The organism is Bartonella sp. AC130YNZD (assembly GCF_042196865.1).
Lineage (GTDB): Bacteria > Pseudomonadota > Alphaproteobacteria > Rhizobiales > Rhizobiaceae > Bartonella.
The window spans coordinates 26470-51184 of the sequence record NZ_JBHIQZ010000008.1; the positions used below are offsets into that span (position 1 = coordinate 26470).

A 24715-nucleotide genomic window follows, 5' to 3' on the forward strand; every position below is an offset into this window, starting at 1 on the left:
TGCTATTTTTGTTTTATGAACGCAAAAGCTGGTTTGCTTAGAAAAATCTTAGCTGTAAAGCAGCCTCTCTTCGTTCTTTGATGAATAGGAATATGGAAAAAGCCTCACTTACATCGTTAAAGATTTGTATTCAGTGAGCCTTTTTTGGTGGGAGGAAACGGAAACAGTTTTTCCCTCTGTTTCTCTTAAGTTTTTTTCAAATCTCTCCCTCAGGGTTTCGCCTTTTTTGTTGACTGTTTCATGTTCAGCATCGGGATTGGCTTTTAAATAGTGTTCTAGACGTCTTCTTCCTTGTGTGTGTTTATAAAAAGTGGTTGGAAGATAGGAATCTAACTTTTCAGCAGATAAAGATGAATTGGGTTCACATAATACACCCTTAACATTATCTTTGTGCAATCTTGCTAATTTATCAGATTCAAGATGAAGCTTTTTGGCAAGGCTTAAGCTGAACATCCCGCATTCAGAAGAGCTTCGCTGAATATCCATTTCTGCCGTGGTAAAAGAATAAGGAGGCAGTTGAAGACATTGAAGGGTTTGATTTATTTTTATCCCTAGTTTGCAAGCCGTGATATTCTGAAAGGTTGTAGGTTCAAGCATAATCAAAGAGATTTTGTCATCAACTTTTTTATAATCAAGGACGGCAAAGTGGATTTTGCTTCCTGAATTGACTATAAATCGGGCAAATTTTGCGTCGCTCTCAACGACTTCTTTTAGTGCGTGCGAAAACTCTTCTGCTGTAAGAGCCAATTTGAGATTCATTTCTGGATATTTGCTGTTTGCTTTTTCTACGAGAGCCGGCATCAATCTAATATCTGTGTTTTCATAATAAGAGTTAATCCAACGGCCGGTGACAAGATCTCTCTCTAAGCCTGTAATAATATCTTTTAATTCGTCAGAACTCGGTGCAACATGTTCTTCTTCTGTTTGGATGGAACTTTGCATTAAACGTGCAATAAGGTCTTCTAAAGATTCATTTGCACTTGTTCCTTCTGGTGTTTGTGAGGAATGAGGGAGGGAAGAATCTTGTGGCTTCATAATCTTAGCCTCCATATTGATCATCGATAGGTGATATTATTTTCTTCAATTTTGGCTAAACAATGTTTGCAGGAAAGATTTTTAACTAAAAAAAACAAAGAGATGAAATCATCTTTATTAAAAAAAATTTATTACGAAAGACAAAATCCCACGCTTTTCAGAGTCAAAGGTAAGGTATCTTTTTATCTTTTAAGAGATCACGTTGCTTACTGTTTGCATCTTTACCTCTTTCAAAGGGAAAAGAAGATTTGCTAACAGCAATTTATGCCTTACCGTAAAGCTACAGAGCTTCATTCTTTGTGGATGTGGAATATGGCTATGGCCAAAACGCTTATTACATCATTAGAGATTTGTATTCTGTGGCTCTTTTTCTGTGTTGTGAAACAGAAACAGTTTTTGTCTCTGTTGCTACCAGGCTTCTCTCAAATCTTTCGGTTAGGGTTTCGCCTTTTTTGTTTACTTTCTCCTGTGCTGCTTCTGGATTGGCTTTTAGATATTCCCCAAGACGTCTTCTTCCTTGCACGTGTTTGTAAAAAGTGGTCGGAAGATATGGATCCAATTTTTCAGCAGGTAAAGGCGTGTCTGGTTCACATAACACACCCTTAATATTATCTTTGTGCAGTCTTTCTAATTTAGCAGATTCGGTATGAAGCTTTTTAGCAAGCGCTAAACAAAACATTCCACATTCAGAGGAACTGCGTTGAATGTCCATTTCTGCCATGGCAAAAGAACAGTTGGGCAATTCATGCGCTTTAAGGGCCAATTGCGTCCTTAATGCGAGTACTGCTGGTTTCATATTGTTAAATGTTGTAGGTTCAAAAAATATCACCGATGTTTTGTCCTCTATGGTTTGATGATCAATGAGCGCAAAATGAATTCCCCTATCCTTTGTGTGAATGATAAATCTAGAAGATTGAACGCCGTTTTCGATGGCTTCTTTGAGTGCAAGGGCAAAGTCGTGAGATGACGCTGCCAATTGAAGACGCATGTCGGGATATTTACGATTTGCCTGATCTACCAAGGCTGGCATTAGCTTAAGGTCTGTACTTGCATAATCAGCTGTGAACCAACGACCCGTTGAGATATCATCCTCTAAACGGGCAACAATATCTTTTAATTCTTTACGATTGAATGGGATATTTTTGCCTTTTTCACTACTGGATTGTTCTAAATGTGCAGTAAGAGTGTCTAACGATGCATTTGCATGCGCCCTTTCAGGTGCACTTGCCTCTTCTGGTGTTTGTGAGGAATGAGGGAGGGAAGAATCTTGTGGCTTCATACTATTAGCCTCCATATTGATAATCGATAGGTGATATTATCTTCTTCAATTCTGGCTAAACAATGTTTGCAGGAAAGATTTTTAACTAAAAAAAACAAAGAGATGAAATCATCTTTATTAAAAAAAATTTATTACGAAAGACAAAATCCCACGCTTTTCAGAGTCAAAGGTAAGGTATCTTTTTATCTTTTAAGAGATCACGTTGCTTACTGTTTGCATCTTTACCTCTTTCAAAGGGAAAAGAAGATTTGCTAACAGCAATTTATGCCTTACCGTAAAGCTACAGAGCTTCATTCTTTGTGGATGTGGAATATGGCTATGGCCAAAACGCTTATTACATCATTAGAGATTTGTATTCTGTGGCTCTTTTTCTGTGTTGTGAAACAGAAACAGTTTTTGTCTCTGTTGCTACCAGGCTTCTCTCAAATCTTTCGGTTAGGGTTTCGCCTTTTTTGTTTACTTTCTCCTGTGCTGCTTCTGGGTTGGCTGTTAAATACTCCTTAAGACGTCTTCTGCCTTGCACGTGTTTGTATAAACGAGCTGGAAGATATGGATCTAATTTTTCAGCAGGTAAAGGCGTGTCTGGTTCACATAACACACCCTTAATATTATCTTTGTGTAGTCTTTCTAATTTTTGAGCTTCGAGATAAAGCTTTTTGGCAAGGCTTAAGCTGAACATCCCACATTCAGAGGAGCTTCGTTGAATATCCATTTCTACCATGGCAAAATGAATATTCGGAAATTGGTGATGTTCAATGGATTGTCGCGTCCTTAATGCAAGTAATGCGGGAAGCGTGTCACGCAGTAAGGTCGGTTCAAAAAAGATCAAAGATGTTTTATTATCAATGGTTTGATGATCGACAACCGCAAAATGAATTCCCCTATCTTGTGCGTTAACGATCAGCCTAGAAGATTTTATGCCCTTTTCGAGCGTTTCTTTGAGTGCAAGGGCAAAGCCGTCAGGGGGGCTTGTAAGTTTGAGATTCATCTCTGGATATTTACGATTTGCTTGATCGACCAAGGCTGGCATCATGTAAAGATCTAAAATATCATAATAATTTTTGATCCAACTGCCATCGGCATTATGCTGTTCTAAACCAGCAACAATATCTTTTAACTCTGCACGGTTGAAAGGGGTGTTTTTTATTTTTTCAATGTTAAGCTGTTCTAAATGTGTAGTAAGAGTGTCTAATGATGCATTTGCATGCGCTCCTTCAGGTGCACTTGCTCCTTCTGGTGTTTGTGAGGAATGAGGTGGGGGAGAATCTTGTGGCTTCATAATCTTAGCCTCTATGTTGATGATCGATAAGTGATATTATCTTCTTCAATTCTGGCTAAACAATGTTTTGAAAAACAAGCCTTTGCATCTTGAAAGGTGAGGCGATGAGAGCATAATGATGCCGTTTTCATATTTTTATGCGTGTATTGCTCATCATTGCTGTGATGTATTATATTGGTATTTTATGGGGGGTTATTAGGGCGTTCTATTGGGAGCCCGTGAATACGGCTTGTTTTGAAAATCTCAAAATTATAGAGTTGTTGGTGATGCAAATTGGGTGATGCAAAAGAAAACAGTCAGAAAAAGACGAAAGATACCTTCAAACCGTAAAGTTTTAAACATTGTCGCGAGACACACTGTTTTATAACAGCCTATAATAATACGAAAATTTTATGATGAAATCTGGACGCAGAAAACCCCTTACCGCATCTACCATTAAATACGATTTTTCATATTCTGTCAACCGCAAAACGATAATTTTTCTTCCTTTATCGCGGGAAAAAATCTACAGAAAAAAGCTCATTCATTGGCTATGTAGCAAAATATCTTGTTTTAATGGAAAAGTTTTTGATGTGGTAAAAAACATTTTCTCCTTTGAGAAAGGAGGGGACAAGATGAAGGGAAAATTGTGGTTTTGAAATCCGTGGTATTTTATTGATGAAATTGGGAAGGCGGTGGCTGGAAGGTGTTGCTGGGGCAAAGCTTTAGGTGTTGGCGATTTGTGAGGGTGATTGGGGCTGTGCTGGCTGTCGTATTAGTGGTGGTGTGATGGGGGTGGGATGATTGCTGGTATACGTTGTTGATGATGGAGGAGATTGTTGGTAGGGGCTTTTTCTTTCCTTTAAAGGATGATGCTTTTAATTGTGTCAAAAAAAACGGGTTATTTTAATGATAAGCTATTGATTTATAGTGGATATTTTATCGTTATTTATCTTGAATGAGAAACCCAGATTATGCTGAAATAAAAGCCATAGCTCTTGTCCGTCATAAGATCAGAAGAGCCATATAGAATTGTACAAGAAAAGACGTAAAATGACGATAATGAATTATCTGAAGAGCTAAGGATGTCGCGATATTGGGGGAAGCGTATGATGAGGGTGATTTGTTACAATGGGGGGTAGAGGGGAGAATGTTGCTGTTTTAAAGAGGGGGCAATATTTATCCTGCCCATGCCGTGAATATGCCGTGAAATATTGTCCTTTGAGGCATGGATAAGTGAGGCATGGGTAGATATAAGGTTAAGTCTCTTTGACAGTTGAAGTATTTTTTTAAAGGGCGTGGTGGATATTTTTAAGCTTGTTAACCCATGAAATTTTATGAAAGGGCATGCTCAGTGGATCTCAAGTGTCACTTGCCAAAGGGGGACTTTATAAAGGCGCTGGTTATAAAGAGGCATGTTATAAAGGAGGGGGAGAATCTTTATCCTGTGAGGGGGAGAAAATGATGGGTGTTTTAGCCAAGGCTCTTTTGGGTAGAACTGTCAAAATGTTTATAAAGGGCATCAAGAATAATACGCAACGAACCAACAAGATTAGGCAGCGGTTGATCTTCTATAACAAGATAGTGTAATGCCGCATGAAAGTTGTGTTGACGATGTAGATATTGTGCTTCTTTAATCGCTTCTTGCATATCTTCATAGTGTTCCGTTGCTCTTTGGACCCATTGCTTTTTTGCTTTCTCATCTGATGCGCTGTGCATAAAACCATCATAATAACCGTTTGGTAAACCTTTTGCACATAAATAGTCGTTTCTAATTTGCAAGTATTGTTGCGCCGTGTCATATTGCTCTTTACTGATGCCTGATGAAGCCTCTTTATAGCCAAGCAAACAAAGACGCCCAATATAGGTTCCGACAAGCGGATTTTTCGCTTCTTCGAGGCTTAAACCAAAGTGTTTTGCACGCATTTCAATCGCAGATTGAAGCGCAGATTCGCTGGAATTTTGGGCACGTGAAATACAGCTATTGGGCTCTCGCTTTCCTGTTATTCTCGATCTACCGCGTTTTTTACGTATTTTCATGAACTTAACCATTTGAATGAAAAAGAAACTGTCTGTTGATGGGGGACAGTGATGTAAAAAGCACTTGGCGCAAATATTGGGGGGAGCAAATACTTAAAAGGGAGCCAATACTTAAGAGGGGGAAAATACTTAAAAGGAGGAAAATACTGGGGGAGTGAGCAAATACTGGGAAATATTAGCCGTTGCAGATCAAAAAACAAACGATACTAAAGGCGTTTTAAATGCAAAGAAAAGCAACGGTGTGGGGCGAAAAAATCATCTTTAAGGTGGTTTCTTACCTTTTTTATCTTATCCCTATCAGTCTTATTTTCCGCCCCTATCATGCTTATTTTTTATTGATAGCGGATTATTTGCTTTCTAAATATTTCTTAACTGTTCTTGAGAAGTTGAATTCTCTTGAGAGATTGAAGGAAAATTTTTGTCAAATGTGAATGAAAAAATAACAATGGATTTCAAGGGCATGTCATCGTCTTTCTAATAGGAAGTTTTTTCTAATGGGATTATTTATCTCTTTTTTCACGAGCGCTTTGTGGAAATTTTTCAATTCCACTTTTGAAAGGTCATTGTTTTCTTAAGTTGGAAGCTTTTTTATTTGGGTTCTCTTATTTTTTTGTTGTTGGGCGCTTTCCCAAGATATTTGATATACATCACGCTGTTAAGCATACTTTTATCCTTTATAGGAGATATATTGTCTTCTGTTGAGTGGCAGAGAGCGGCAAAAAGCAAACCTCCGCATTCTATTATAGTAGCATAAGATACCCTATATTTTCAAATAAAATATCGTTTATCGGCTTAAAATAAACTGTGAATGATCTCGCTATTTTGTTTGGTGTATCCTTTATGAGTATCCTTTATAGAGTATAAAAATCTCCGTTTTAATGGATCTCATCATAAGACGAGGGGATGTCGTTTAAAGGACGGAATGCATTATCGAAAGAAGCTGTTTTTATAAGTGGAAAATGCCTTTATAAAAAGATGCTTTTATAGGAGATGCCTTGATGAATGTAGGGGCTGTGAGATATTTCATCTTTAATGAAGAATTTTTAAAATGAAGCCTTTTTGATTAAGAAGCTTTCAAATGAGGATTAAGGTTGTTTGTCGCACGTTTTTCATACTGGATAATCGGTTGCTTGTTTGACTTTGTTTTGTGTTGCTTTTTAAAGAGCCATGTCTTAGGGCTCTCTTTTGCCCATTTTGCAAGGGTGCTCATGAAGGGTATAACGATAAAGTCCCCAATGAAATCCATATAAAGTTTGAATAATATAAAATCTATTGCACACTTCCATTTTTACGCTTGTGAAGAAGAAAGTCTATAGCATCACACATTTTGCCAGTCCTCTTGATCAAGACGTTTTACTCTATAGAGAAAGGGCAACAATGCTTTTAAAGAGCTTGGGGTGGAGGGGGGAAATTGAAAGAGAAGAGGGACATCTATTTATTTACCAGACCGTTATTTATTTACGAGACCGTGAAGGACAGTTTCTCTCTCTGGATGAAAAAGGTTTTGTGCAATTTAATTATGGAATTGTAGGAGGCGCTGGTATTCATGCGGCGGCGTGCCAAATAATTAATCCTTATCATTTTAGGGCTTTGCCAGATTGACAACGAGGCTTTAAGGCAAAGGGATTGAAATTTTTGAGGAAGAAGTAAGCCGTCCAGTGATTACGTTGTGCACTCGAGAAAGCTTGAGAAGAGGCAATGACTAAGGTTGATTTGGGACTGAGGTTGATCTTGGCCGCGTGCTTGGTTTTCAATAGAACACCCTTCCTTGGGAAAAGGGGTGTTTTGGCTTGTAAGCGCGCATGTATAAGCGCGTATAGGGCAATGAATAAAATATTTAGAAGGGAGATTATAGTGCTTGCATTACTCTGAGAAGGGTGCTAAGCAAATTTACCGCGCTGGTGGCGTGCTATCAAATATTGAAGAGTGGGAATTTTAGAAGTGGGGGAGTGTCCGTATGATCGAAGATAAATCACAACACCAATCTGCCCATAAGGGAGATAAGGCTTTTGTATCGCAGCCAGTGTTGGATCAATCGGCAACTTTCAAAAAATGGATGGCTCTCTCAACAGGCGATTATATCATCATTTGTTGTTTGGCTATCCTCTTGTTGGTGCTTTTTTCCGCGTCTGTCTATATGAGCCCTTTGGAATTTTTTCACATTATGTCCAAAGAACAGCTCCAAGCACTGGGAAAAATGAAACAAGAAGATTTTCAAGAAATGAGTCAGAGTTTTATACAGATTCCTGCGATCGAATTTCTTCGTAACTTCGGGTGGAATGGTGTTTGGGCTTTTTTATGTCTCTTACCGCAAATAAGTTTTGGCGTCCTTTTCGTGTTGTTTCCGCTCTTTTCTATTTTTAACGCCATTTCTAAACGGGATGCGAAGGAAATGATGAAGCTGTGGGATACATTGCCAGAGTAGCAACAGCTAGACAACCAATCTCTCAACAAAATATGATAGGGGGAAAAGTGATCACTTCTATAATGCCTCTTTTAATAACTACATTATTGATCTCCTTAGGGATAGTTATCGTTATTTATTCTGCGTGGAGCATGATACTCTTTTCTACCGTGAAGATCATCTTGTCCATTTATTATTCTTTGATAAAACGGACAATCTTGTTATTGGTGACGCAGCGAAAATTAAAAAAGGCTGCAGCGCAGAATTTGAGGCATAATCAGGCAGAGGGTAGGGGACAGAATACAGTTCTTGCAACACAGTTGCGTGCCTTTTCTTTTCAAGAATCTTTGCTTCTCTCAAAAAAGGACTATAAAATAATCTCTTGGATGGCTTTCATTGCAGTTGCGCTTTTTATATGGGCTACGCTTTTTTTGTCCTTTATTGCACGATATGCGACTGTTTCACACAATGATCCGTTGTTTTTTTTGTTATTGATTATTGCGCTGCCGTTTTTGTTTATTTTGGTATGTAGTGCCATCACTTTGCCTGTTATTTTAATTCTCCATAGTCTTCTTCATTATGGCGTGAAAAAAACAGCAAAGAGATTAGAAACATTTGTTTGAGAAGAGAATGAAAATGATAATTTCACATCAATGTGATAGGGGAAAAAAGTGAGCATTATAATACTACAACATTTGGCTTTTTTAGGGGGCATCATTATTGCCATTTTAATGTTTATGGTTATGATCAGGCTTCCTTACCTGTTGATCAAGCATATGAAGTTGTCTTTTAAACTCGCTCAAGACGTGAAAAAGAGTACGACGCAACAAAAGCAAGCCATACAACAGTTGCGCAACGATCTGGGAGAAATGAAAAGACACAATCTCGCGCATAAGACACTTGATGCGAAAATACGCTTTCTTAACTTTAAAGAATCTCTGCCTCTTTATTCAAAAGAATGTAAAATAATTCTTTTTATTTTTATCCTCTTTACCGTTTTGCAATTTGCTTTCTCTATCGTACATTTGGTATGGTGGAAGGATAGTATGGTCAGTTTTATAGTACCGCGGTTTTCAATAGGTCGCATTATTTATGGCCTTCTATGGTTAGGGGTTCTTCTCTTTTCTCCGATCATTGGGATGATGTGTATAAAATTAACGAGAAAATTGAACAAAATGCTTCAACAATTGGAAGAAGCGATACAACAACGCGATCAGGTAATCCGTATGCAGAATGTGGTAGGGGGACAAAATGACGAGTAGTCTTATAACATTAATAGCCATTTCTTTCCTGTTCTTTACGCTCTTAGGTGTTTTAATATGGGTGCCAATCGTTGTCATTTATTACCTGTTTATCAAGCGTGCGAGGCTTTATTGTCGCGTGAAAAAGGAACTGAAATGCGTGCTGAATGAACGCGATATTGCCTTAAAACAGATCTCCCCAAAATAAAAAGCAGCAGAATGTTTGATAAAAAGCAGCTTTCTCTTGTTTGGCAAGACTATAAAAAAATATTCTATCTTTCTACGGTCATGGCGACTGCTCCAATAGTTATAACTGTTGTCGTTAAGATATGGAGAGGGCAGGACTTTGTTTCTCTTGTCGTATTCGAGCCACTGGCATGGATGCTTGCCTGTACTTTTTTATTCTTACCGATTGTTTTTATTATGCGTTTTATCGTGACCCGTCAGTTGAACAAAATGATACGGCAATTAGAAGAAGGGGTTGAGCAGAAAGGAGCTCCCGTCATATTATACGATGTGAGTGAGGGAAAAGCGTGCGAGGGGAAAAAGTGAAGAGAGGCTTTCGTTGAGCCTTGCTTTTGACTTGTTCATTAAGGAGCATGGGTATACTTCTCGTTTTATGCCTTTTTATATTTGTGTCGTGTTTTGAGAAAAATTGAGGCTCTTTCTTGAGTTGGTGCTCTTGCTTGAGTGGGATTCTTGCTTGAGTGCTGGGGGGAAAGTGAAGAGAGGCTGCTCTTGGACTTTACTTGCTGTTTCTGTTCTCTTAAAGAGAGAAAATCTTGTAATTTATTTTCTTTTTATCAAGCATAAAAATGTGTCTTACCGAGCGATATTGAGAGCGAAAAATCTATACTTAAAGCAAAAGATATTCTGGTGTTTGGGGAAGAAAAGCCCATTTTTTTGCAGGTGGAGAGGCAAAACGCACAGAGAGGATGAGCAAAAAGCACACGTTTTGTTCCATGGAAAGCGTAATAGTGCTTTTAAAGAGCTTGGGGTGGAGGGGGAAAATTGAAAGAAAAGAGAGACATCTATTTATTTACGAGACCGTTATTTATTTACGAGACCGTGAAGGACAGTTTCTCTCTCTGGATGAAAAAGATTTTGTGCAATTTGGTTATGGAATTGTGAGAGGCGCTGGTATCCATGCGGCGGCTTGCCAAATGATTAATCCTTATCATTTTGGGGCTTTGCCAGATTGACAACGAGGCTTTGAGGCAAAGGGGTGGATTTTAAGGCAAAGAGATTGGAAATTTTTTGAGGAAAAGATAAGCGTAGGGCGTTTACGTCGTGTGCTTGAGGAAGCTTTAGATAAGGGCGATGAATGAGGTTGATCTGGGACTGAGGTTGATCTTGGCCGCGTGTTTGGGCTTTCAATATAGGGGCACCACCTTGGGGAAAGGAAATTGTTCTATCTCTCAAGTGGCTTCTTCTTTACTTGCACACCCTTGTGGTTTTGACATTGCTTGGTGATGTTAACATTTGGCAGCTTTCTCATAAAAGCTTTATGGAAGGTGAAAGTTTGGGCTTTGAAAAAAAATATCGAAAAAATCAATTTGGGCCGGTTTTGTTGATGATTCTAATCGTCATAAAGACAAAGCAACTTCGTTACGATTTTCTTGCACTCGTTTGCTTCTTCTTTGGAAAGCAGCTTATCTTCCTGAAAATAAAAAGAGCACTTAGAATTTTAGAGTCAGAGACCCAAATTTGTGCAATAGAAGAAGATATTTTTATGAAAATTTGATCGACGAGAAAAGAGAAGCCTTAAGATAATAGGGGGTACACTGTGAGTGATGAAAACATGATGTTTGAAGGTGATGAAAAAAAACACCCCTGATATTGTCTTTATAAAAGATGAGGGATACAAGCGCTTGATATTGATGAACCCTCATCCATTGTGAGGACGAAAGCTTCGGTTCATGAAAATGGCTTAAAAATTGAGACAAATGAGGGGTAAAAAATGAGGGGCAATGGAAAAAATGCATCATTGGATGAAGAACCACGGTCTTTTTCGCTGGAAGAAGCGTTTCTGACACGCAAAAATTATAAAGTCATCTTTTGTATTGCTTTCATTGTGGCAGCTTTAAGAATGGCTCTTCGCTTCGTACCCATGTTGCTTGGGTGGAAGTTGGCGAAGTGGGAAGGGGATGTCGTGGCAGCTCTATCGTTAATTATGGAGCTTATATCATGGTTTATTTTTTTGTTCATCCCTGTTGCCTTTGTGGTTCGTATCATTTTCACGGTTCTGTTGAAAGAAAAGATCGATATGTTGGAGCAAGCAATCTGGAAGCGGAGAAAAACCGCTTCTCAACAAAACAGCGCATGAAGGGGCGGAGAAAATGATAGATATTAAAATGATGGATATTATTGTTGTACTCTCGTGGGGTGTGGGCTTGACGCTTTTCACGCTGCTTTCTGCCGTGGTCGTGATGTTTATTTGGGCATTGTATTACTCTATTTTCAAGCGGGTGAGACTGTATTGCCAAGTGACAAAAGAATTAAGCCGCGTGCTTGAACAACCTGTCGCTTTTGAGCCGTCTAGTGGAGCAACGCTGATGATTAAGCCGTTATCTGAGGAAAAAGAGTTTTCTCTTTTTGATGAGGAAATCTTAACGATGGAAAGTGCAACGGCGCTTTTAAAGAGTTTGGGGTGGAGGGTGGAAATTGAAGGAAAAGGAGATCATTTGACCACCTATTATTTACCAGATCGTGAAGTGCAGTTTCTTTATAATGCTGAGAAGGGGTATCCGCGATTTGATTGTGCAATTGCGGTGGTTTCTGGTATCCATGCGGCGGCTTGCCAAACAATAGACCCTTATAATTCTGGAGGTTTGATTGCTCTTGAATTGAGTTTTGATGTGAAGGGGTTGGAAATTTTTGAAGAAAAGGTAAGCGTTGGATGTTTACGTCGTGCACTCGAGAAGGCTTTAGAAAAGGCAATGACTGAGGTTGATCTTGGCAAGATGCTTCGCTCTCAATATAGAATCTTGCCTTGGGAAAACAAAACTGTGGTCTCTCGGTTGGCTTCTTATTCCCTGCGTTATCTTGCGGCTCTGGCTTTGATGGGTGATGTTGAAACTTTACACTCTTATCACAAAAGCTTTATGGAAGGTGAGAAGCTGGGCTTTGAAACAAGCATCGAAGAAGAGCATCTGGAACGCGCAATGGTGATCGCTCAAGCGGTAGAAAAGACAAAGCAACCCAGTTACGATTTGCTTCAACAGGCGGCAAAGGATTTTTCCATGGAGGTAGAAAGCTATGAATATTTTAGAGCTACAGATCCCAGTTTGTGCAATAGAAGAAGAGATTCTTATGAAAAATTGATCGAGGAAAAAAGAGAAGAATTAAGGCAACAGGGATATTTTGTTTACGAAAAGGACGCGATTTGTGAGGTTGATGGAAAAAACTATCGTCCCGATATTCTTTACATAAAGGATGGGGAGTTAGAATATATGGATGTAGAAATTAGGATTGATGAAAAAATTTATTGAGAAAAATAAAGAGTTTAGATAAGTTAAAAAGAGCTTAAACCTAAAAATAATGCGTAAAAAGCGCGAAGCGTAAAAATAGAGGGGAACAATGCAGGAGAAAAAAGCAACATTTGAAGTGTCTTTCTTTTCATTTAAAAAATTTATGGTGTCTTCAGTGGAAAGGCGCAAAGGGGTGGGACGGTGTAAAATAATAGGGCACCGCTTTTTCATCATGTTTTGTACATGCCTTATCATGATGGCTTTAGAAGTTCCTGCGGGTGCAAAGTCTCTGGTACAGCCGTTGCAATGGACAAGATGGGAAGGAATTGGTTCTCTTATTTTTCTCTTACCAGTGTTGATATGGTTTTGTCTTCTCACACCCCTTCCTATTTTGTGGGGCATTTGTCGTTTTAAAGAGCGTAAATTGGAAAAAATAAAGAAAAAACTAAAAGAAAAAATAAAGCAGCAAGAGATTAATCAATGAGGTTATACGTATGAGGAGTGAGTCCGCGGTTTTTGTTTTGTTTCTGCCGATTGGATGTTTTCTTCTAAATGCAGTTACAGTTTTTGCCATTTTTGTGAATATGATTATTGTGGCGCCTTATTATTCTTTAATAAAGCGTTTGAGGCTCTATTACAGAGTGAAAAAACAAAGACGTTTGATGAAAGAACATCCACAGCGTTTTTGTTTCTTTGAAAAAAGCGGAAAAGGGAAAGAGAGAGTGCCGCAAAACTTAGCACTAGAAACAAAGATAAGTTCCTATTCGTTAAAAAAATGGCTCGCTTTTTCACGCAAAGATTATATCCTCCACGCATGCCTCTCTTTCATCATTATATTTTTCAAAGCTTATGTCTATGTGATTTTCTTTAAAGGGATAGATGAGATAGATGAGAGCAGATTTGAATATTTTGCCATTCTCTTGCTTTTCTGGTTTTTTTTATCGGTATGTATTTTTGCAACGATCCCTGTTGTTGTGATCCTTCGTGAAATTTTAACTCATCGATTGAAAAAGAAGATTCAGCAATTGGAAGAAGTGACTGAAGCAACCCAATCAATCAATTTATAAAGAGAAGGGAATAAAATGCATTACGCAATGGCGGCAGCTTACACGCTGATTTTGATCATTCTGCTGGGGGGTATTTTTGATTTTTTCTTAACAATACCCATTGTGGCACTGTATATTTCTTTTATCAAGCGTTTGATCTCGTATTACAAGGTTACCAAACAATTAAATGCAGCGCTGAAAAAGCGCATGTAGTGCTCGTGTCATGGGGGGCATAAGTTTTAGATCATGCCATTGCTTCATGACTTGGGAGGAGGGCATCGATTGTTTTTCTCATTTTACGCTGATCTCTGGGGGAAAAGGGCTGATGGCAATGAATAGGCTGATGATAGGCTTTAATGGGGCTGTTGATCGGAAGTGTTGTTGTTTTCTGTGAATTTGCAAAATCGTAAAAACGTGAAACTGTAATAGGGTATGTGGTTGCTTAAGGGCTGTGATGGTTGTGGGGAGGGGATAAGCCCGTGTGAGGAGGAAAAAAGTTTGGTTCTGAAGCTGTTGATATAAGGATGCTGTTTAGAGGCGTAAAGGAAGGGGATTGTTCGTTCTCAAAGCCTATGATGTAAGAGAGTATGGGCTATTCAAGAGGATGTTCGGGTATGGATAGAGATTGAGGGGGCTCGGCTTCTTTGCATGGCAAGAGGTATTGATCATAAGTTTTGTTTATTCATATGTTTTTTTATGGCATCCAGTACCTGTTGGCTTATCTCCTGATGTGTTAGCCATCGTAAACCTTTTGACGTTGTTTTTTGTCCTAATTGAATGGGGATAAAATCAACCTTGTTTTTGCGCGCGCACTCGAGGATCATTTGATCATGCGTGTTGGAACCAAAAATATGAAGAATACATGGTGGTTTAGGTAAAAGAGCTAACTGCTCAATTAATGCGCAAGAAAATGCATGGGCGGGTGAATGAATCCATAATATGCAATATTTTAGATTATGCCATTGCTTCACAGCTTCTAAAAATTGTGCCTTTGATGCCGCACAATCATAATTCAATGGCACACACATATGCTGTTTTTGCAATGCCTCAAGCTGAACTTTATGGGAAAGAAAGCGTGCAGCAATAATCACTTCTTTTGGCTCTAGTGATTGACACAAAGGGGCTAGCATCCCTGTGCCCCCTACCACTAAATAACGATAGTGTGCTTCCTTTTTTTTTCATGCTCCCTCCCTCTTTGCTTTAAATCCCACCTCTTTGCTTTAAAAATGTGTACATTTCATCAGCAAGTCTTTCACAACGTGTTTGTACCTCATCACTTATAACTTTCCAAGTACGACCTTCATCATCTGAGGAAAAATCTTCGTTGGAAGAGGCGATTTGACATTGGAGTGCATAACCATAAAGCGTGCGCACCAACGGCAATAAATGTTCACACGGTTGTGCGCATTTTTTGGCGGTACTTCCATGAGAGATAAGCCCAACAGGTTTATTTAAAAAGGCATTATAGCTCAAATTATCAAGAGCATTTTTTAAAACACCCGAATAAGACCCTTGATAAACGGGGCTTGCTAGAATAACGCCATCAGCCGCTGCAATGGTTTTTACAAACTTACGAACCGCAGCACTTGGATTAGCCTCAACCTGCTGATGATAATCTGGATCTGTCATCGGCAAGGGCTGTTCACGCAAATCAACCCAATGAAGTGATGCACCCCGCTTTATGAGGCAATCGGCTAAATAATTGGCTAAAGTTCTTGTTAAGGAAGGTTGACGCACAGACCCCAAAATAATTGCTATATTCAACAGGATTCTCCTTTATCTTTTCCCCACAAGCCTATAACGCAAGGCTTATAAAGAATTGTGAGTAAAATGGCGCGTATCATTATGCTGTCCATAAAGAGCAATTGTGATGATATCGCATCATCATAGAATCAGTCCATGCTAACAAGATTGTTGACAAAACAACACCTCAAACTTGTAAGAGAATGTTAGTGCTTTCATTAATATTAAAATGCTTGATCTCAAGAATCGCGGCTGTCTCGTGTCTTAGAAGCGCTTTTATGAATATATTCTGAGCTATTGGCTTGCAAGAACTCTAATGAAAAATGGAATGTATCGTCATATTTTGATTTATAATGATCATTGAGCCTTTTTAATTGAAATAAGAAAGTTGTAAGATTTTCTCATTTCAAATGTTCTTATTGCGCGATCATTTGCAAATCAATGGAAGTTCCTTTTTTTATGTCTTAAGTGGGCGGAAAACAATTGAGAAAAGAATAAAAATGCTTCTGTCTTTTCAAGGGATAAAGACTATCGTAGAAGCTAGATATGCCTGTTTTTGGGGCAGGGGTGGGTTTGTTGTAGGAGCCTTAGGCTAATGGGGGTTGTCCGTGTTGAGGAACGAGTTATGGCGTGGCTTGTCGCAAGGGGAGGGTAAGGCTATTGTAGAGGCCACAGGGGGCGTATATGAATGGTGCCGGATTACATTTTTTATTGAAATAATGGTGGTGATAGAGTTTATAGTAAGGGGATATATTCATGGGGGCACTATTGTTATCCCCTTCATGGGGGCTGTTCATGAAATGGGGGTGATGCGTGTTGGTTTGCAAGTGTTGAGAGATGTTTCTTTAAAACAAGCACGTGAATTGGCAAAAGTATTGGCAACATAAATATGCGATACGAGTGTTCTCTGGGGTGTTCTGTTTGACGATAATGGATGCAATTGTTCTTGAGAGGTTATTCGTGTCTTTATAAAGTCAGGGACAAACAGTTGCATAAAAGGGAAGAGCAAATGAAGGGGGAAAATTCCACATTTTATAACAAACGGTGCTCTCTTGTTTTTGGAAAATCATTTCGTTCTTATAAAGATCATATGATTATTTGTCTTATTTCTATCCTTATTGGGATAGGTTATAAAGCTCTTTTGATCCCATTAGAATCCAAGTGGACGTTGAGTGTATCACAGGATAGCACTCTTTTGGCGCTTTTTGTGCTGCGTGAAGTCATCATGGTGTGTGTTGTTGCCTTGATGCCTGTTTTATTGGTGCTTTATCTCATCTTAACGTATTTGTTGAAAAAAAAGATTCAGCAGTTGGATGAGGCTATCCAGCAACGGGGGCACACAACCGATCAACAAAATAATTCGGTAAAAAACAATAGAGAAACAATAAGCAGTTTTTTTATCGTATACTTTTGGTTGATATTTCTGCTAAACGTCTTTTTTCCTGCGGGTGTTGTCATGCTCATTTTAGAATTTTATTATTTTGTTTTCAAGCGCGTGAGAACGTATTGTAGAGTGAAACGGGAATTAAAACGCATAAGAAAAGAGAGCGACAAGGCGCTTGTGTAGCTATTGTGAGGGGTAAGAGGCAATGTTTGGAAGCTCTCGTGATACAAGAAAGAGGGGATGGTTGGAAAATCATCAGGCAAAGAGGATAAAGAAGCCTATCAGGTTTGTAATGAGGAAGATGCTCTTAATCATTTGGAAGAGCAACCGCGTTTTTAGAAAGTTGGGGGTTTTTATTGAAAATAAGGGAAGCGCCATGCATCGCACTTTTCGTGGTTCTTAAAAAAGCGGGCATGAGATAAAGAAATGCGTTTTTCATAAAAAAAAGGAAGAGCAATGAAGGGGAAAAATTCAGCATTTTATAATGGACTGCGCCATTTTTTCGAAAAAAGTGTTTTTTCTGTGGGAGAGCATGTTGTCATTTGTTTTCTCTCACTCATTATTGAGCTATAGAATAGGATTTTCTTTCTTGAGCTGTGGAACAGGATTCTCTCTCTCATCCTTGGATAGCAAAGAGTACAGCATTTTCTCTCTTGAGTTGTGGAACAAGATTTTCTTTCTCCTATCCTTGGGTAGCAATGGGGAACGGACAGGGTGGTGGGATACACCTCTTTTTCTCTCTCTGTATGCGTTTTGGAAAGTTATTATAGTGTGTGTTTTGGTCTTGTTCCCAGTTATGTTGATACTCTGCATCACATTGTGGTTTTTGTTGAGAAAAAATATTCGGAAATTGAAAGGAATAGATCAGCAACGGGGTAAAATAACCGATCAAAAGGATTGGTATAAAAAAGGCGATAGAGAAAAAAGGGGTGATATTCTTGTCATGATATTTGTTCTTGTACTTATGTTCGTGACAGTGTGGGTTGCTTGTATTCCCATGATGATTTTGGAACTTTATTATGGTGTCTTTAAGCAGGCGAGAACGTATTGTAGAGTGAGACGGGTATTGAAACGCGTAAGAAAAGAGAGTGACAAGGCGCTTGCCTAGCTATAAAGCGCTTGCGTAGCTATTGTGAGGGGTAAGAGGCAATGTTTAGAAGCTCTCGTGACACAAGAAGAGGGGATGAATGGTTGGAAAATCGTTAGGCAAAGAGGATAAAGAAGCCTATCAGGTTTGTAATGAGGAAGATGCTCTTAATCATTTGGAAGAGCAACCACGCTTTTAGAAAATTGGGGTTTTTTGTTGAAAACAAGGGAAGCGCCATGCATCGTACTTTTCGTGGTTCTTAAAAGAGCGGGCATGAGATAAAGAAATGCGTTTTTATAAAAAAAGGAAGAGCAATGAAGGGGAAAAATTCAGCATTTTGTAATGAACTACGCTATTTTTCTGGGAAAGATTATTTTTCTGTGCGAGAGTGTGTTGTCATTTGTTTCCTCTCCCTCATTATTGAGTTGTGGAACAGGATTTTCTTTCTCTCATCTTTGGGTAGCCAAGAGAACTTGACAGGGTGGCAGGATACACCCCTTTTTCTCTCTCTGTGTACGTTTTGGCAAATTATTACAATGTGTGTTTGGGTCTTGTTTCCAGTTTTGTACATACTCTTCATAACATTGTGGCTTTTGTTGGTAAAAAATATTCGGAAATTGAAAGAAATAGATTAGCAACGGGGTAAAATAACCGATCAAAAGGATTGGTATAAAAAAGGCGATAGAGAAAAATGGAGTGATATTCTTGTTACAATATTTGGTCTCGTGCTTCTGTTCGTGACACTGTGGTTTGCTGCTATTCCCGTGGGGATTTTACAACTTTATTATGGTGTTTTTAAGCAGGTGAGAACGTATCGCTGTTTAAGAAAAGAACTGAAAAACATCTTGCAAGAACAGGATACAGCGTTTGAGAAGTCATGAGAGGGGGAAAAATAATGAAAAAATTATGAGAGATTCAGCCTTTATAGGGATTGCTCTCTATACCATTTTGCCTCTGATATGTTTTGGTGCTCTTTATGGGTTGTCCATAAACATTGCTCTAAGGGGCAGTGTTGAGGATGGCATTGAGTGGAAGAAAAGCCGATTATGGATCAGTGTTGATTAAAGGGAATAAGAGCCCGTGGGGTTTAGAGCCTAGAGTGAGTGCTTGAGACTTACTTTATCGTTTGAGGACTGAGGAAGGAACGGTTTTGCTTGTAGGGGCGCGCGGTATATGGGTTGTTTTCGTATTTTTAGGAGTCTTGTTCATTCAAGCTTTGAAATGAATCCTATTGAAGTGGGGATGCAGGGTCATTTTCTTGAAAATAGGAGAATTTTTAGGAAGAAAAAGCTGAATTGTGACTATTGTTTATAGATTGGCGTGGTTTGAAAATCTTCACTATTTGAAATGTGAGGAAGGTAAGAGGGTGGCAAGGTAGCAGGAATATTATTATTTTTATTATGACGTAAGCCATAACGGCCTGTGTACTTTTCTTTGTTCCGGTGGTATTTGGGTTTTGCATCATCAAAATGCGTAAATTGGAAAAAAAGATCCAGAAACGAGAAGAGGCAATCTCTGTGTGAGAGAAAATAAGCTCTCTCTCGCATGGGGCTTTTCAAAGAGTGAGAGGGGAATACATGAAGGAGCAAAATTGGACATCAGAGCAAGAAACGCATAAAGGAGCGCATTCTTTTTCGCTCCAGCAAGTGTTGCTCTCAGCAAAGGATTATAAAATTATCTTTGCTATTGCGGTTCTCATTGTCATCTGGAGAATGGTTCTAGAAATACCAGGTGTATTAAATTGGCAGCTGACAGGGTGGCAATATGTTGTGCATGCCGTTCTCTTTAAAACGACGGTCGCCATAACGGTCTGTGCACTTTTCTTGATTCCGGTGATGTTACGGCTTCGCACCAAAGTGACGGGTGAGTTGTACAAAAATATTCAGAAACTAGACGAAGCGCTCTCTGAGCGAGAGCAAATAAGCTCTCTGTCGCACGGGTTGTGTAAATAGTGAGGGGGGAAAAATGAACAGTGATCCTATAGCTGTACTTCTATTAGATCCCGAGTTCTGGGTATTTATTGTTATTTGCATGATCATTATCATGCTTGTTTTAGCTCTTTATACCTCTGTCTTTAAACGGATGAAAATGAATTTCCAAGTGAAAGGCGCGTTGGAACGCGTGCTTAAAGAAAATGATCTTGCAATGCAGCAGTTTTGGAAAGATGAAGCCGTGCTGCAGAAGAGGCGTTTGCAACTAAAGGAAAAGGAAAAAGAACCCTTTGTCGGTTATGATGATGATGAAATTCTCACGATAGAAAGTGCAACAGCGCTTTTAAAAAGCTTGGGGTGGTCTGTGGACATCGAGGGAAAAGGAGATTATTTGGCAACCCTCTTTTTACCAGATCGCGAAGTGCAGTTTCTTTATAACGAAAAACACGTGGAAGAATTTTCCCCGTTTGATCGCGGGCTTTTAATTATGAGCGGTGTTTTTGCGGCTGCTTGTCAGACGATTAATCCTCATAATTCTGGGGTTTTGCCAACGGTATTTATGAATTTTGTGCCCAATGGATTGGAAATTTTTGAAGAAAAAGTGAGTGCCGCGTGTTTAAAAAAAAGCGCTTGAAAAAACTTTAAAATGGACAATGGAAGATGATTCTTTGCATGAAACTTTTCGCTCTCAATATCGTCTTCCTCCTTGGGAAAAAGACTCTTTATCTTGGGCACCGGATGATGACATAGAGCTCGCACCTTATGCTTTGCTGCATCTTGCTGCTCTTGCTTTGCTGGGCGATGTGGAGACTTTAGCTTCTTATGACGAAAGTTTTACGGCAGGGAACCAGCTTGGCTTTGATGAAACCATTGAAAAAGTTCATTTGGAACGCGCGATGGTGATCGCTCAAGAAGTGGAAAGGGAAGGAAAGTTCAGTTACGATCTGCTGGAACGGGTTGCTGAGAAGTTGTCCATAGCCATGGACTATCAGCTTTTTAGAGATAGAAACCTTAATTTGTGTAATCAAAAACGAGATTTTCATAAAAAATTAGTTGAGGAGAAAAAACAAGAATTAAGAGAACAAGGATTTGAAGGGGTGAGTGATGAACAGTTCGTGTTTGAAGCAGAGGGGGTAAAACATGCTCCTGATATTACTTATATTAAAGATGGTGAACCTGCATTTATGGATATAAAAATTGATTAGTGTTGTACTCTCCTGTTGAAGAAAAGCACCCTTATTTAAAAGATGTGAAAGCGTCTCAATCATGGCGCTTTCACACCTTTCTTACCAGAGCAAAATAAAGGGTTCGAAAAATCGAGAATAATAGCCAAGATTTTAAAAAATAGACTGGAAATGGCTTGATCCTCAAGAATAGAGGAGAAAAATCAATTATAAATTTTGCTATCTTCTTAAAGGCGGTCTCTTTTTTGTTAGAAAATGCTCATAAATTATCGCTTATTCAAGCGGTATGAGGGAAAGGTCCATTGACTAAAGCGCTTATGGGGAGGAGCTTTAAGGGTTAGAGCCCTTTAAGGAGTTAGAGCCTTTGTCATTTGAGGTGAGAGGAAGGCAAAAAATGGCATTTTTGAGCAGTGTTAAGGTCTTTTGCCTTTGAGGTATTTTTTGTCTTTTTAAGAAGTCCTTGCCAATGAAGCAGCGCTTGTTAAGCTTCAACAGTGTTTCAGTATGGTGATATTGATGTAAAAATTTATGGTATTTTTGTGTTTTTAAGTCTGTTTCATGGAGATCTGGAAGCCAATTCGATGACGTAGGGGATGCATGGTCATTTTCTTGAAAACAGAAGAATTTTTGGGAAAAACAAGAAGATTGCGGACCCTTATTAACTAAAGCGCTATGGGAGGGAAGCTAGGGGGTAGAGCCTTTGTCATTTGAGATGTGAGACAAGTAAAAATGGCATTTTTGAAGGCGATGATATTTGGCCAATAAAAATAAAAACACAATAAAAATTAAACTAAAACAAAGGAAAAATTAAACTAAAAAAGGCCCCATTTTATAAAGGGCCTTTTTATTTAAATTTTTACAATATACACAAAATGTATATAACCTTACTTTAAGAACTTTTTGTATCTTATATTTTATTAGCAACAAGTTGTAAGAAATATATAATAAGTGATCCTAAAAAACCAGCTAGTGCATTCAATAAATTTTCTGCTTTATCGTATATATCGTTGATGGATGCTTGTTCTGATGCGCTTCTATTACTGACTCTCAGTATATTCAATGTATCCGATGTGTCCCTTACTTGTTTAACAAACTGTAAATTTGTTTTCTCGATAGTATAAGGAGCAACAATAGGAGAGGGTTGTTTATTGACTATACGATCAGATTTTTGAATCGCGAGAGCTAAACCACTTGTAATAGCCCCAGCTATGAAAAAATATCTGATATTCATAGTTTTTCTCCTATATTTATTTCGATAAATAAATATCGATACGTATCATATATAAATTCGATTTAAATAACTATAGTAAAAATACAACAATCACAAAAAAGAATAAACTTTGTCTATATTTTGACAAAATTTACTCTTAATTGCCTTAATGAATTCTTTCAGATTCGATTTTATGAAGGCGTAAAAAAGTTTGAAAGCTCTGTAGGCAAGTGGAATCCCATAAGGTGGGTGATACAATAGTTGCTAGCAAACTTCTTTTTGTGCCTTTGACTAAGGATTCATAAAAATGAGGGTTCATAAAAATGAGATGCGATGAAATTTGAGTAAAACCCTTGAATGGAAGGATTCACTCTATTGAAGGCGGAGTGCATCTTTTCCATGGATTGGATGCTGCCTCATGAGGGTTGAGACGGTATCCGTTGAGGGGAAGGATGCACTCTTTTGAGGGCTAGAGTGCATCCTCTTATAGATTGGATACTGCCTCATGAGGGTTGAGGCGGTATCCGTTGAGGGGAAGGATGCACTCTTTTGAGGGCTAGAGTGCATCCTCTTATAGATTGGATGCTGCCTCATGAGGGTTGAGACGGTATCCGTTGAGGGGAAGGATGCACTCTTTTGAGGGCTAGAGTGCATCCTCTTATAGATTGGATGCTGCCTCATGAGGGTTGAGACGGTATCCGTTGAGGGGAAGGATGCACTCTTTTGAGGGCTAGAGTGCATCCTCTTATAGATTGGATACTGCCTCATGAGGGTTGAGACGGTATCCGTTGAGGGGAAGGATGCACTCTTTTGAGGGCTAGAGTGCATCCTCTTATAGATTGGATGCTGCCTCATGAGGGTTGAGACGGTATCCGTTGAGGGGAAGGATGCACTCTTTTGAGGGCTAGAGTGCATCCTCTTATAGATTGGATACTGCCTCATGAGGGTTGAGGCGGTATCCGTTGAGGGGAAGGATGCACTCTTTTGAGGGCTAGAGTGCATCCTCTTATAGATTGGATGCTGCCTCATGAGGGTTGAGGCGGTATCCGTTGAGGGGAAGGATGCACTCTTTTGAGGGCTAGAGTGCATCCTTTCCATGGATTGAATGCACTCTTTGGAGGTTAAAGTGCATCCATAGGGAAAGGCATATTCCATAAGAAACAGAGATAACCAAAAGATTTGTTTTTATATTTTATATTGATAGGTTGTTGTATTTGCGAGGGCTATTCATTCTTTATTCTCAATATTTAAGATGATTATGTGATAAGGGTTGTTCGTCAATACAATCGTAAAAGACGCTGAGTATTTTTATAAAAATTGAGATATTTTTGTGCCTTTTTATTGTTTTTTTTGTGTTTACACAAGATATGCACGGCTTTTCAACAGTTTGTTTTTTAGCTTTGCTAATGGCGATGGCGTTGGCTAAACACTTCAATTATTTTAACTTCTTCAACACCGCCTTAAAAAAACAGTGCTTTATAATATGACAAAATAAGCTGTATAACTTTTGATTCTTACGCGATGCTAGAAAAAGGGGAATCTTAGGAGAGATGTTGTCTATATTCTTAGTTTATCTCTTAAGGTAGGAAGATTAACATATTTTCCGGATCTATTTTTATTCGGTTTGACGGTTAAAGAGCAATATCTGAATGGAATCACACTTGTTTCATGTTTTTATTCTCACGCTTTAGATTTTTTCTCATAGGGATTTTGTTTTTAATGGGGATTTTGTTTTTTAATGGGAGGTTACGCGACTCACGTAAAACAGAATGTTCTAAATAGGATATCTTTGTGTTGCACACTTACCTACTTGTTTAAAAACATTATGTTATCTTATCATCACAATTATATTGGTGATTGGGGATATTGGTAAATCTGATAATGGAGAAATCTCTTGCGAAGTAGATAAGTCCTTCTTTAAATTCTCATAAGGAAAAGCCAGTACACTATTATACTATTCGCGCCTCATATGATGACAGCCTTTGGCTCTTGAGCGTGTTCATAAGAGGCATTTTGATTCTTTATCTTTGAAATCTTGCTATTGTTTTGTTTCATATGTCTCTCATGTTTGTAATGTGGAAAAGACAAGGTGTTGATTGATGCAACATGAAATAAATTTAAAATGAGAGAATCCCTATGATATCTGCGTCTCTTAATTTTATATGGATAACGGGATATGATTATAAATCAATATGTTGTCGTGATACATCAACCTGTTGGGGGGCGATAAAGAAAGTTATCCAATAGTTAAGTCATGGTGTTATGCCGTAAAACACTGTCATGTGAGGTTTGGTGATATGAAGCAAGCTTCCTTGGATATGTTTTAAGTGTTTTTTTAGGGCGTGGTGAATCTTTGAGACAGAGCAAGCTTCTGTTGCGCCTTGAGTTTAGCGGAAAATCCTG

The 24715-nt window shown here is 38.7% G+C and carries 26 protein-coding genes; 19 read left to right on the forward strand and 7 right to left on the reverse strand.

The window, feature by feature from the left end; all coding sequences use genetic code 11:
- Positions 1 to 108: 108 nt before the first annotated feature.
- The 4 genes from ACFINU_RS04760 to ACFINU_RS04775 form a co-directional block, all read right to left on the reverse strand.
- On the reverse strand, positions 109 to 1035 hold the full coding sequence (locus ACFINU_RS04760; RefSeq protein WP_375617921.1) for a YopJ/AvrA family T3SS effector serine/threonine acetyltransferase: 927 nt from the start codon (positions 1033 to 1035) through the stop codon (positions 109 to 111).
- Positions 1036 to 1369: 334 nt separating this feature from the next.
- Entirely contained in the window at positions 1370 to 2314 is a 945-nt protein-coding gene (locus ACFINU_RS04765; protein WP_375617922.1) for a YopJ/AvrA family T3SS effector serine/threonine acetyltransferase, read from the reverse strand.
- Between the two features lie 334 nt (positions 2315 to 2648).
- Positions 2649 to 3593: a YopJ/AvrA family T3SS effector serine/threonine acetyltransferase gene (locus ACFINU_RS04770; protein ID WP_375617923.1), complete on the reverse strand. Its 945-nt coding sequence runs from the start codon at positions 3591 to 3593 to the stop codon at positions 2649 to 2651.
- A 1452-nt stretch (positions 3594 to 5045) separates the two neighbouring features.
- Positions 5046 to 5612, reverse strand: coding sequence for a hypothetical protein (locus tag ACFINU_RS04775; RefSeq protein ID WP_375617924.1), 567 nt, complete (start codon positions 5610 to 5612; stop codon positions 5046 to 5048).
- Positions 5613 to 6989: 1377 nt separating this feature from the next.
- On the opposite strand from ACFINU_RS04775, the gene ACFINU_RS04780 reads away from it, so the two are divergent.
- The 12 genes from ACFINU_RS04780 (at position 6990) to ACFINU_RS04835 (ending at position 13986) form a co-directional block, all read left to right on the forward strand.
- Entirely contained in the window at positions 6990 to 7214 is a 225-nt protein-coding gene (locus ACFINU_RS04780) for a hypothetical protein (RefSeq protein WP_375617925.1), read from the forward strand.
- 355 nt (positions 7215 to 7569) lie between these two features.
- On the forward strand, positions 7570 to 8037 hold the full coding sequence (locus ACFINU_RS04785) for a hypothetical protein (protein WP_375617926.1): 468 nt from the start codon (positions 7570 to 7572) through the stop codon (positions 8035 to 8037).
- A complete protein-coding gene (locus ACFINU_RS04790; RefSeq protein WP_375617927.1) occupies positions 8016 to 8639 on the forward strand; it encodes a hypothetical protein in 624 nt (207 codons plus the stop codon). The genes ACFINU_RS04785 and ACFINU_RS04790 overlap by 22 nt, the downstream gene beginning before the upstream one ends.
- A gap of 48 nt (positions 8640 to 8687) precedes the next feature.
- The gene (locus ACFINU_RS04795; protein WP_375617928.1) at positions 8688 to 9278 is read left to right on the forward strand and encodes a hypothetical protein; all 591 of its coding nucleotides are present in this window, start codon (positions 8688 to 8690) and stop codon (positions 9276 to 9278) included.
- 198 nt (positions 9279 to 9476) lie between these two features.
- On the forward strand, positions 9477 to 9809 hold the full coding sequence (locus ACFINU_RS04800; RefSeq protein ID WP_375617929.1) for a hypothetical protein: 333 nt from the start codon (positions 9477 to 9479) through the stop codon (positions 9807 to 9809).
- A gap of 425 nt (positions 9810 to 10234) precedes the next feature.
- Positions 10235 to 10459, forward strand: a complete 225-nt coding sequence (locus tag ACFINU_RS04805) for a hypothetical protein (RefSeq protein ID WP_375617930.1) — start codon at positions 10235 to 10237, stop codon at positions 10457 to 10459.
- A gap of 260 nt (positions 10460 to 10719) precedes the next feature.
- Positions 10720 to 11001 carry a hypothetical protein gene (locus ACFINU_RS04810; protein ID WP_375617931.1) on the forward strand — a complete coding sequence of 94 codons (282 nt, stop codon included), beginning with the start codon at positions 10720 to 10722 and terminating at the stop codon, positions 10999 to 11001.
- Positions 11002 to 11217: 216 nt separating this feature from the next.
- Positions 11218 to 11583, forward strand: coding sequence for a hypothetical protein (locus tag ACFINU_RS04815; protein ID WP_375617932.1), 366 nt, complete (start codon positions 11218 to 11220; stop codon positions 11581 to 11583).
- Between the two features lie 13 nt (positions 11584 to 11596).
- Positions 11597 to 12748, forward strand: coding sequence for a DUF6990 domain-containing protein (locus ACFINU_RS04820; protein WP_375617933.1), 1152 nt, complete (start codon positions 11597 to 11599; stop codon positions 12746 to 12748).
- A gap of 88 nt (positions 12749 to 12836) precedes the next feature.
- Positions 12837 to 13211 carry a hypothetical protein gene (locus ACFINU_RS04825; RefSeq protein ID WP_375617934.1) on the forward strand — a complete coding sequence of 125 codons (375 nt, stop codon included), beginning with the start codon at positions 12837 to 12839 and terminating at the stop codon, positions 13209 to 13211.
- A 10-nt stretch (positions 13212 to 13221) separates the two neighbouring features.
- On the forward strand, positions 13222 to 13794 hold the full coding sequence (locus ACFINU_RS04830; protein ID WP_375617935.1) for a hypothetical protein: 573 nt from the start codon (positions 13222 to 13224) through the stop codon (positions 13792 to 13794).
- Between the two features lie 15 nt (positions 13795 to 13809).
- Entirely contained in the window at positions 13810 to 13986 is a 177-nt protein-coding gene (locus tag ACFINU_RS04835) for a hypothetical protein (RefSeq protein ID WP_375617936.1), read from the forward strand.
- 452 nt (positions 13987 to 14438) lie between these two features.
- On the opposite strand, the gene ACFINU_RS04840 is transcribed toward ACFINU_RS04835, so the two are convergent.
- On the reverse strand, positions 14439 to 14903 hold the full coding sequence (locus ACFINU_RS04840) for a short-chain dehydrogenase (RefSeq protein WP_375667392.1): 465 nt from the start codon (positions 14901 to 14903) through the stop codon (positions 14439 to 14441).
- Between the two features lie 70 nt (positions 14904 to 14973).
- A complete protein-coding gene (locus ACFINU_RS04845; RefSeq protein WP_375633355.1) occupies positions 14974 to 15537 on the reverse strand; it encodes an NADPH-dependent FMN reductase in 564 nt (187 codons plus the stop codon).
- Between the two features lie 587 nt (positions 15538 to 16124).
- On the opposite strand from ACFINU_RS04845, the gene ACFINU_RS04850 reads away from it, so the two are divergent.
- From ACFINU_RS04850 to ACFINU_RS04880, 7 genes are all read left to right on the forward strand, one after another.
- Complete coding sequence (locus ACFINU_RS04850) at positions 16125 to 16403, forward strand: hypothetical protein (protein ID WP_375633354.1); 279 nt, start codon at positions 16125 to 16127, stop codon at positions 16401 to 16403.
- A gap of 122 nt (positions 16404 to 16525) precedes the next feature.
- Entirely contained in the window at positions 16526 to 17083 is a 558-nt protein-coding gene (locus tag ACFINU_RS04855) for a hypothetical protein (RefSeq protein ID WP_375667394.1), read from the forward strand.
- Between the two features lie 646 nt (positions 17084 to 17729).
- Positions 17730 to 18008, forward strand: a complete 279-nt coding sequence (locus ACFINU_RS04860) for a hypothetical protein (protein ID WP_375667396.1) — start codon at positions 17730 to 17732, stop codon at positions 18006 to 18008.
- Between the two features lie 885 nt (positions 18009 to 18893).
- Positions 18894 to 19052 carry a hypothetical protein gene (locus ACFINU_RS04865; protein ID WP_375617942.1) on the forward strand — a complete coding sequence of 53 codons (159 nt, stop codon included), beginning with the start codon at positions 18894 to 18896 and terminating at the stop codon, positions 19050 to 19052.
- A 512-nt stretch (positions 19053 to 19564) separates the two neighbouring features.
- Positions 19565 to 19939 (forward strand): hypothetical protein, encoded by a 375-nt coding sequence (locus ACFINU_RS04870; RefSeq protein ID WP_375617943.1) that lies wholly within the window; start codon positions 19565 to 19567, stop codon positions 19937 to 19939.
- A 13-nt stretch (positions 19940 to 19952) separates the two neighbouring features.
- On the forward strand, positions 19953 to 20552 hold the full coding sequence (locus ACFINU_RS04875) for a hypothetical protein (protein WP_375667398.1): 600 nt from the start codon (positions 19953 to 19955) through the stop codon (positions 20550 to 20552).
- A 19-nt stretch (positions 20553 to 20571) separates the two neighbouring features.
- The gene (locus tag ACFINU_RS04880) at positions 20572 to 21123 is read left to right on the forward strand and encodes a DUF6990 domain-containing protein (RefSeq protein WP_375667400.1); all 552 of its coding nucleotides are present in this window, start codon (positions 20572 to 20574) and stop codon (positions 21121 to 21123) included.
- 886 nt (positions 21124 to 22009) lie between these two features.
- On the opposite strand, the gene ACFINU_RS04885 is transcribed toward ACFINU_RS04880, so the two are convergent.
- Complete coding sequence (locus tag ACFINU_RS04885; protein ID WP_375667402.1) at positions 22010 to 22333, reverse strand: hypothetical protein; 324 nt, start codon at positions 22331 to 22333, stop codon at positions 22010 to 22012.
- Positions 22334 to 24715: the final 2382 nt, after the last annotated feature.